Annotated in this window: 6 protein-coding genes; all 6 read right to left on the reverse strand. The window is 72.8% G+C overall.

Features of this window, described 5'->3' with window-relative positions:
- The coding region (locus tag OZN99_RS21865) for a LysE family translocator (protein WP_270937372.1) at positions 1–324 on the reverse strand (324 nt) is incomplete at its 3' end.
- A 68-nt stretch (positions 325–392) separates the two neighbouring features.
- Positions 393–2,549 (reverse strand): NAD-dependent DNA ligase LigA, encoded by a 2,157-nt coding sequence (gene ligA, locus OZN99_RS21870; RefSeq protein ID WP_270937373.1) that lies wholly within the window; start codon positions 2,547–2,549, stop codon positions 393–395.
- 33 nt (positions 2,550–2,582) lie between these two features.
- Positions 2,583–3,071 (reverse strand): GNAT family N-acetyltransferase, encoded by a 489-nt coding sequence (locus tag OZN99_RS21875; protein ID WP_270937374.1) that lies wholly within the window; start codon positions 3,069–3,071, stop codon positions 2,583–2,585.
- Entirely contained in the window at positions 3,068–4,747 is a 1,680-nt protein-coding gene (gene recN, locus OZN99_RS21880; protein WP_270937375.1) for a DNA repair protein RecN, read from the reverse strand. The genes OZN99_RS21875 and recN overlap by 4 nt, the downstream gene beginning before the upstream one ends.
- 22 nt (positions 4,748–4,769) lie before the next feature.
- Positions 4,770–5,624: an outer membrane protein assembly factor BamD gene (locus OZN99_RS21885; protein WP_270937376.1), complete on the reverse strand. Its 855-nt coding sequence runs from the start codon at positions 5,622–5,624 to the stop codon at positions 4,770–4,772.
- Between the two features lie 59 nt (positions 5,625–5,683).
- Positions 5,684–6,631, reverse strand: a complete 948-nt coding sequence (lpxC, locus tag OZN99_RS21890; protein WP_270937377.1) for a UDP-3-O-acyl-N-acetylglucosamine deacetylase — start codon at positions 6,629–6,631, stop codon at positions 5,684–5,686.
- Between the last annotated feature and the right edge of the window lie 404 nt (positions 6,632–7,035).

The raw sequence follows: 7,035 nt of genomic DNA on the forward strand, positions 1-7,035 counted from the left end.
CGGCGCCGCCGGCTGCAGCCGCGCCCCGCCCCGCCACGCCGCACGCAGCGCGCCGAAGCCGAGCCAGAGCAGGTAGAGCGCGCCGGCGATCCGCAGCGCCTCGAACAGCGCCGGGGAGGCCGCCAGCAGCGCCGCCACGCCCGAGGCCGCCAGCGCGATATGCACCATGGCGCCGGTGACGATGCCGAACATCGCCGCCCATCCGCGCCGCGCCCCGCCGGCCAGGGTCTGCCCGACGACGAACAGCATGTCCGGCCCGGGGGTCAGGATCAGCACCCAGGCGGCGACCAGGAAGGCCAGGAACAGCTGGGGGTCGAGCGGCATGCGCCGACCATGCCGCGCGGCATGCGGCTGCGGAAACGCATAAGCCTGATGCCGTGGATCAGGGGGCCTTATGCCTGGCCCGCCATCTCCCGCCATTCCGCCTCGGTCAGCGTCCTCACACCGAGTTCCGCGGCCTTGGTCGCCTTGCTGCCGGCGTCGGCGCCGACGATCACGAAGTCCGTCTTCTTCGACACGCTCTTCGTCACCTTGGCGCCGAGGCGCTCCGCCTGCGCTTCCGCCTCGTCGCGCGACATGGTCTCGAGCGTGCCGGTGAACACCAGCGTCCTGCCCGCGAAGGGGCTGTCGGCCGCGGCGGCGATCTCGACATCCTCGGCCGTCACCTCGCGCGCCAGATCGTCCAGCGCGGCCAGGTTGTGCGGCTCGGCGAAGAACTCCGCCAGCTCGGTGGCGATCGCCGGGCCGATGCCCTGGATGGAGCCCAGCTCCTCCCGCGCCTCGCTGCCGATCACCGTCGCCGCCAGCATCTTCGCGCGCCACTCCGCGAAGGAATGGTAGTGCCGCGCCAGCAGCTTCGCATTGGCCTCGCCGATGCGGCGGATGCCGAGCGCGAAGATGAAGCGGTCCAGCGGCACGCGGCGGCGCGCCTCGATCGCGGCCAGCAGGTTCGCGATCTTCTTCGCGTCCTTGCCGGCTCGGGCGCCCCAGCCTTCCCAGCCGCGCATCGTCTCGACATGGCGCGCCAGGCGGAAGATGTCGGCGGGGCTCTTCACCAGCCCCTCGTCGAACAGCTTCTGGATGTTCTCGACACCCAGCCCCTCGATGTCCATCGCGTTGCGGCGGGTGAAGTGGATCAGCCGCTCGACGGTCTGGGCGGGGCAGGTGAGGCCGCCGGTGCAGCGGCGCACCACCTCGCCGGCCGGGCGCACGGCGTGGCTGCCGCAGGCCGGGCAGACGTCCGGGAAGACGAAGGGCTGCGCGTCCTTCGGGCGCTTCTCCGGCACCACGCCCAGGATCTGCGGGATCACGTCGCCGGCGCGCTGCAGGATCACGGTGTCGCCGATGCGCACGTCCTTGCGCGCGATCTCGTCCTCGTTGTGCAGGCTGGCATGGGTGACCATCACGCCGCCGACGCCGACCGGCTCCATCACCGCGCGCGGCGTCAGCGCGCCGGTCCGGCCGACCTGGATCTCGATGTCGAGCAGCTTCGTCGTCGCCTGCTCGGCGGGGAACTTCCAGGCGATGGCCCAGCGCGGCGCGCGGCCGACGAAGCCCAGCCGCCGCTGCCAGTCCAGCCGGTTGAGCTTGTACACCACGCCGTCGATGTCATAGCTCAGCGCGGCGCGCTGCTCGGTGATGCGCGCCTGGAAGGCCGTGGCCGCCGCCTCGTCGGCCAGCAGCTCGGACAGAGGGTTCACCTGGAAGCCCCAGCCGCGCAGCCGGTCCAGCCAGGCGTCATGCGTCTCCGCGACCGGCTCGCTCGCCTCCCCCATCGCATAGGCGAAGAGCTTGAGCGGCCGTTGCGCCGTGATCTCCGGATCCAGCTGGCGCAGCGATCCGGCGGCGAAGTTGCGCGGGTTGACCGGGATGGTGATGGCCGGCCCGACCTTCTCTCCGCGGGCGCGCCGCGCCTCGCGCTCCTCGGCCGCCCGCACTTGCGCGGCGCGGAAGGCGAGGAAATCCGCCTTCTCGCAGAACACCTCCCCGCGGATCTCGATGCGGGCGGGCGCAGGGCCATCCAGCCGCCGCGGCAGGTCCTGCAGCGTCAGCAGGTTGCGCGTGACGTCCTCGCCTTCGGTCCCGTCGCCGCGCGTCGCGCCGCGGACGAAGGCGCCGTCCTCATAAGTCAGGTTCACCGAGAGCCCGTCGATCTTCGGCTCCGCCACGAATTGCAGCGCCTGCTCCCCGTCGAGCCGCAGGAATCGCCGGATCGAGGCGGTGAAGCCGAGGAAGTCCTCCGCGCCGAAGGCGTTGTCGAGGCTCAGCATCGGCATGCCGTGCCGCAGCTTGGCGAAGCCCTCCGCCACCTCTGCGCCGACGCGGCGGCTCGGGCTGTCCTCCCGGATCAGCGCGGGGAAGCGGGCCTCAATGGTGCGGTTGCGGCGGACCAGCGCGTCGTAGTCGGCGTCGCTGATCTCCGGCGCGTCCTTGCGGTGATACAGCTCGTCGTGACGCGCGATCTCAGTGGCGAGCGCGGCAAGTTCCTGCTGCGCCTCCTCCTCCGTCAGCGCCTCCACCTTGCGGGCGCGGAGCGCGGCGTCCGTCATGCTGCGTCCCCTCGCGGTTCGCCTGGGGCGCGTTTATTGCGCTTCCGCGGCCAGGCGGTCCAGGGCCGGCCCCGCCAGGATCTCGCCGCTGAAGCGCCCTTCGCTGACGGCGCCGATCGCCCTGTAGAACAGCGTCGCCTCGTCGTCGCCCTCGTCCACGCCCCACCAGAGGCAGCCCGCAGCGCGCTGCTTCGCTTCCGCTGCCAGGTTCGCCATCAACGCGCGCGCCGCACCGCGCCGGCGATAGGCGGGGTCCACGTAGAGATCGAGCAGCATCAGCGCGTCCGCCGCGCGCTCGGCGTCGTAGATCGGGCCGGCCGTGGCGAAGCCGACGACGGTGCCGTCGAGCTCGGCCAGAAGCAGCAAGGCCTTCGGCGCCGGGCCCAGCAGGTCGCGCGCCACGATGGCCGCGGTCATCGGCAACTCCGGCGCGCCGCCATCCAGGCTGTTGATGGCATTGATCAGGCGGGCGACGGCGGGGGCGTCCACGGCATCCGCCCGGCGGATGCGGAGGCCCGTCACAGCAGGCTTCCCGCCAGCAGGCTGTCGGCCGCGGCGCGGGCCGCCTCCGTCACGCGCTCGCCGGCCAGCATCCGCGCGATCTCCTCGCGGCGTGCCGGCGCGTCCAGCGGCGTCACCCGGGTCTCCGCGCGGCCGCCCTTCACCTGCTTGGCCACCGAGAGGTGCCGGATGCCCCGTGCCGCCACCTGCGGCGAATGGGTCACCACCAGCACCTGCAGCCGCTCCGCCACGCGCGCCAGCCGGTCCCCCACGGCCGCGGCCGTTGCGCCGCCGATGCCGCTGTCCACCTCGTCGAACACCAGCGTCGGCACCGGCGATCCGCGCGCCAGCACCACCTTCAGTGCCAGCATCAGCCGCGAGAGCTCGCCGCCCGAAGCGACCTTGTCCAGCGCACCGGGGGCCTGCCCCGGGTTGGTCGAGACCAGGAAGGTCACGCGGTCCACGCCGTCAGGGCCCCAGCCGCCTTCCGGTCGCGCCGAGACATCCACCACCAGCCGCGCGCGGTCGAGCTTCAGCGGCGGCAGTTCCCGCGCCACCGCCTTCTCCAGCTTGCCGGCCGCGTCCCGCCGCGCCTCGGAGAGCCGTCCGGCGGCGGCGAGATAGGCCGCACGCGTCTCCGTCGCCGCGCGCTCCGCCGCCGCGACCCGGTCCGTGCCGGCATCGAGCGCGGCCAGCCGGGCCTTGAGTGTCGCCAGCAGGGACGGCAGCTCCACCACCGGCACCAGGTGCTTCCGGGCGGCGGCGCGCAGCGCGAAGAGGCGTTCCTCCACCTGTTCCAGCCGGCGCGGATCGGGGCCGGACTCATGCGCCAGCCGTTCCAGCGCCGTCTCGGCTTCCGCCAGCGCGTCCAGCGCCCGGCCGAGCGCTTCCAGCGCCGGCTCGGCCTCCGTGTTCGGCGCCGGCAGCCGTTCCAGCGCGCGCACCGCGCCGCGCAGGGCCGTGTTAGGATTGGCGGCGCGGCGGTCGCGCGGGTTCAGCGCCGCCAGTGCCTCGGCAATCGCCTCGCTGCGGCGTTCGCCCTGCTGCAGCTTCTGCCGTTCGGCCGCCATCGCGTCCTCCTCGCCCTCCGTGGGGGCGAGTGCCTCGAGCTCCGCGACGGCATGGCGCAGGAACTCCTCGTCGCGCTGCGCGGTGGCGATCTCCTCGCGGGCGGCGGCCAGGGCCCGTTCGGCGTCGCGCCAGGCGCTGTGAGCCTCCGCCACGGCGGCGCGCAGCTTCTCGAGCCCGCCGGCGGCGTCCAGCAGGCCAGCATGCGCCGCCGGATCGGCCAGGCCCACCTGCTCGTGCTGCCCCTGCACCTCCACCAGCAGAGCGCCGAGCCGGCGCAGCAGCGTCAGGCCCACGGGCTGGTCGTTGGCGAAGGCGCGGGAGCGCCCATCGGCCGTGACGACGCGCCGGAGGACAAGCTCGTCCTCGGCCTCGATCCCCTGCTCCGACAGGACGGCACGGGCCGGGTGGTCTTCGGTGACGCTGAAGGCCGCGGCGACCGAGGCCTGCGGCTGGCCGGCGCGCACCAGCCCGCTTTCCGCCCGGGCGCCGAGCGCAAGGCCCAGGCTGTCCAGCAGGATCGACTTGCCCGCCCCGGTCTCGCCCGTCAGCACCGTGAGGCCCGGCCCGAAGGCCAGGTCCAGGCGCTCGATCAGCACCACGTCGCGGATGGCCAGCGAGGTCAGCACGGCGCGCTGCGCCCGCCGCGGGTCAGAACACGCCGAAGGTCACGGTGCTGACGGCACGGCTGATCCAGCTCGGCCTGTCCTGCGGCGCCGGCTGGGCGCCGTCCACCAGCAGGGCGTAGCTGTCCTGGTACCAGGCGCTGCCCGGGTAGTTGTGTCCGAGCACGGATGCGGTCCGCCGCGCCTCCTCCGTCAGGCCAAGCGCCAGGTAGATCTCGGTCAGGCGGTGCAGCGCCTCCGGCACGTGGTTGGTGGTCTGGTACTCGTCCACCACCCGGCGGAACCGGCCGATCGCGGCGCCGAAGAGACGGCGGTTCTGGTAGAAGCGGCCGACCACCATCTCGCGTCCGGCCAGGTGGTCGCGGGCGAGGTCCATCTTCAGCCGGGCGTCGCGCGCATAGGGTGTGTTGGGAAAGCGATTCGCCACTTCCTGCAGCGCCACCATGGCCTGCTCGGTGGTGCGCTGGTCGCGCTCCGTGTCGTGGATCTGCTCGTACAGCGACAGTGCGCGCAGGTAGTAGGCATAGGCGATGTCGCGATGCGACGGGTGCAGCTGGATGAACCGGTCCAGCGCGCCGAGCGCCTCCGTGTAGCGGTTCCGCATGTATTCGGAGTAGGCGGACATCAGCTTCGCGTTGGTGGCGAAGGCCGAGTAGGGGTGCTCGCGCTCGACCGTGTCGAAGAGTTGGACTGCCGCGCCATACTGCTCGCGCTGCAGGGCCTCCAGTCCGGCGGCATAGAGGCCCTCGGCCGACATGTCGGCCCGGGTTCTCTGCTGCAGGCTCGCCTCGCGCCCGTCCCAGCTGCTGCATCCGGCGATCGGGAGCAGGAGCAGGATCAGCAGCGGCAGGCGTCGGAACATCGGGATCGCGGTGCGCATGGGCCGCCCTATACCACGCCGCGCCGCCCGTCGGGCAAGGCGGCGCACGGCGGGAAAGGTCAGGCGATCGCGGGGGCGGCAGCTGCCGGCAGGCGCATGGCGACGCCATCCGCCGTGAGGCCGCTCTCGGCCATCCGCCACGCCGACTGGTCGGCGAACAGCGCGCGCAACAGCCGGTTGTTCAGCCCATGGCCCGACCGATTCCCGACGAAGCGTGCGGACAGAGCCGCCCCCGCCAGTGCGAGGTCGCCGACGACGTCGAGCATCTTGTGCCGCACGAACTCGTCCGGGCGGCGCAGCCCGCCGGGGTTGAGGACCAGCGGCCCGTCCACCACCACGGCATTGGCCAGGCTGCCGCCCTGCGCCAAGCCGGCGGCTCGCAGGCGGGAGACCTCCTCGGCCAGCGTGAAGGTTCGCGAATCCGCCAACCCTGCCCGGAAGCTCGCCGGCGTGACGCGCAGCGACAGGTGCTGCCGGCCGATCGCGGTTGCCGGGAAGTCGATGGTCAGCGCCGCGTCGAAGCCGGCCTCCTGGTTCGGGTGCAGCTCGGCGAAGGCAGTGCCCTCCTCGACCCGGATGGGGCGCAGCACCTCGATCACGGGGGCAGGGCCGTGCAGCGCCATGGAGCCGGCGCAATCGATCAGGAAGACAAACGGCGCCGCGGAGCCGTCCAGGATGGGCACTTCCGGCCCGTCCAGCTCCACCACCGCATCGGTGATGCCGGTGCCGGCCAGCGCGGCCATGACGTGTTCCACCGTGCCGATGCGCGCCTGCGGCGCGTCCTCGGCCACCAGGGCGGTGCAAAGGCGCGTATCCACCACCCGGTCGAAGCGGGCGGGGATGTCGATGCCGAGATCCGTGCGACGAAACAGGATGCCGGTGCCGGCAAGCGCCGGACGCAGCGTCAGCGTGACGCGGCGGCCGCTATGCAGGCCCGTGCCCACGCAGCCGATCGCCGTCTTCAGCGTCCGCCTGCTGGTCCTGTCGATCGGAAGGAAGCCGTCCATTCCTGCTCCGCACCTGTGTGCCGGTCGCCGGGGCCGCCGTCCGGCCCCTGCTTCGGTCTGCCGCCCCGTTTCCGGGACCCCAGACCGACCGACTCGGAGCATCGAATCACGACGCCCCAGGGCGGGAATGCCATCCCGGACCCTGGGGCGCCATTCAAGCGTTATTTCGCTATATTACGCTGCAAGCCCTTGAAAATGCACACTTAATGCGGCGCACAATCGCCGCATTTCAGCCCTAATTGCTCTGCCGGCGGAGGAAGGTGGGAATGTCGAGTCCCATCTCCTCCTGCGGCGCCGCCCGGCCCGGGGCGCGTGCCGTCGGCGCGGCGACCGGCTCCACCCGCGGCGTCGGGACCTGGGCGGCCGCCGGAGCAGCCTCGGGCAGGTCGCGCCGCATCAGGCCG

Source organism: Falsiroseomonas oryzae (assembly GCF_027856955.1).
GTDB classification, from domain to species: domain Bacteria; phylum Pseudomonadota; class Alphaproteobacteria; order Acetobacterales; family Acetobacteraceae; genus Falsiroseomonas; species Falsiroseomonas oryzae.

Coding starts and splice junctions, on each gene's coding strand:
- OZN99_RS21885 (WP_270937376.1), bottom strand. CDS start 5,624: ATGCGCACCGCGATCCCGATGTTCCGACGCCTGCCGCTGCTGATCCTG.
- ligA (WP_270937373.1), bottom strand. CDS start 2,549: ATGACGGACGCCGCGCTCCGCGCCCGCAAGGTGGAGGCGCTGACGGAG.
- lpxC (WP_270937377.1), bottom strand. CDS start 6,631: ATGGACGGCTTCCTTCCGATCGACAGGACCAGCAGGCGGACGCTGAAG.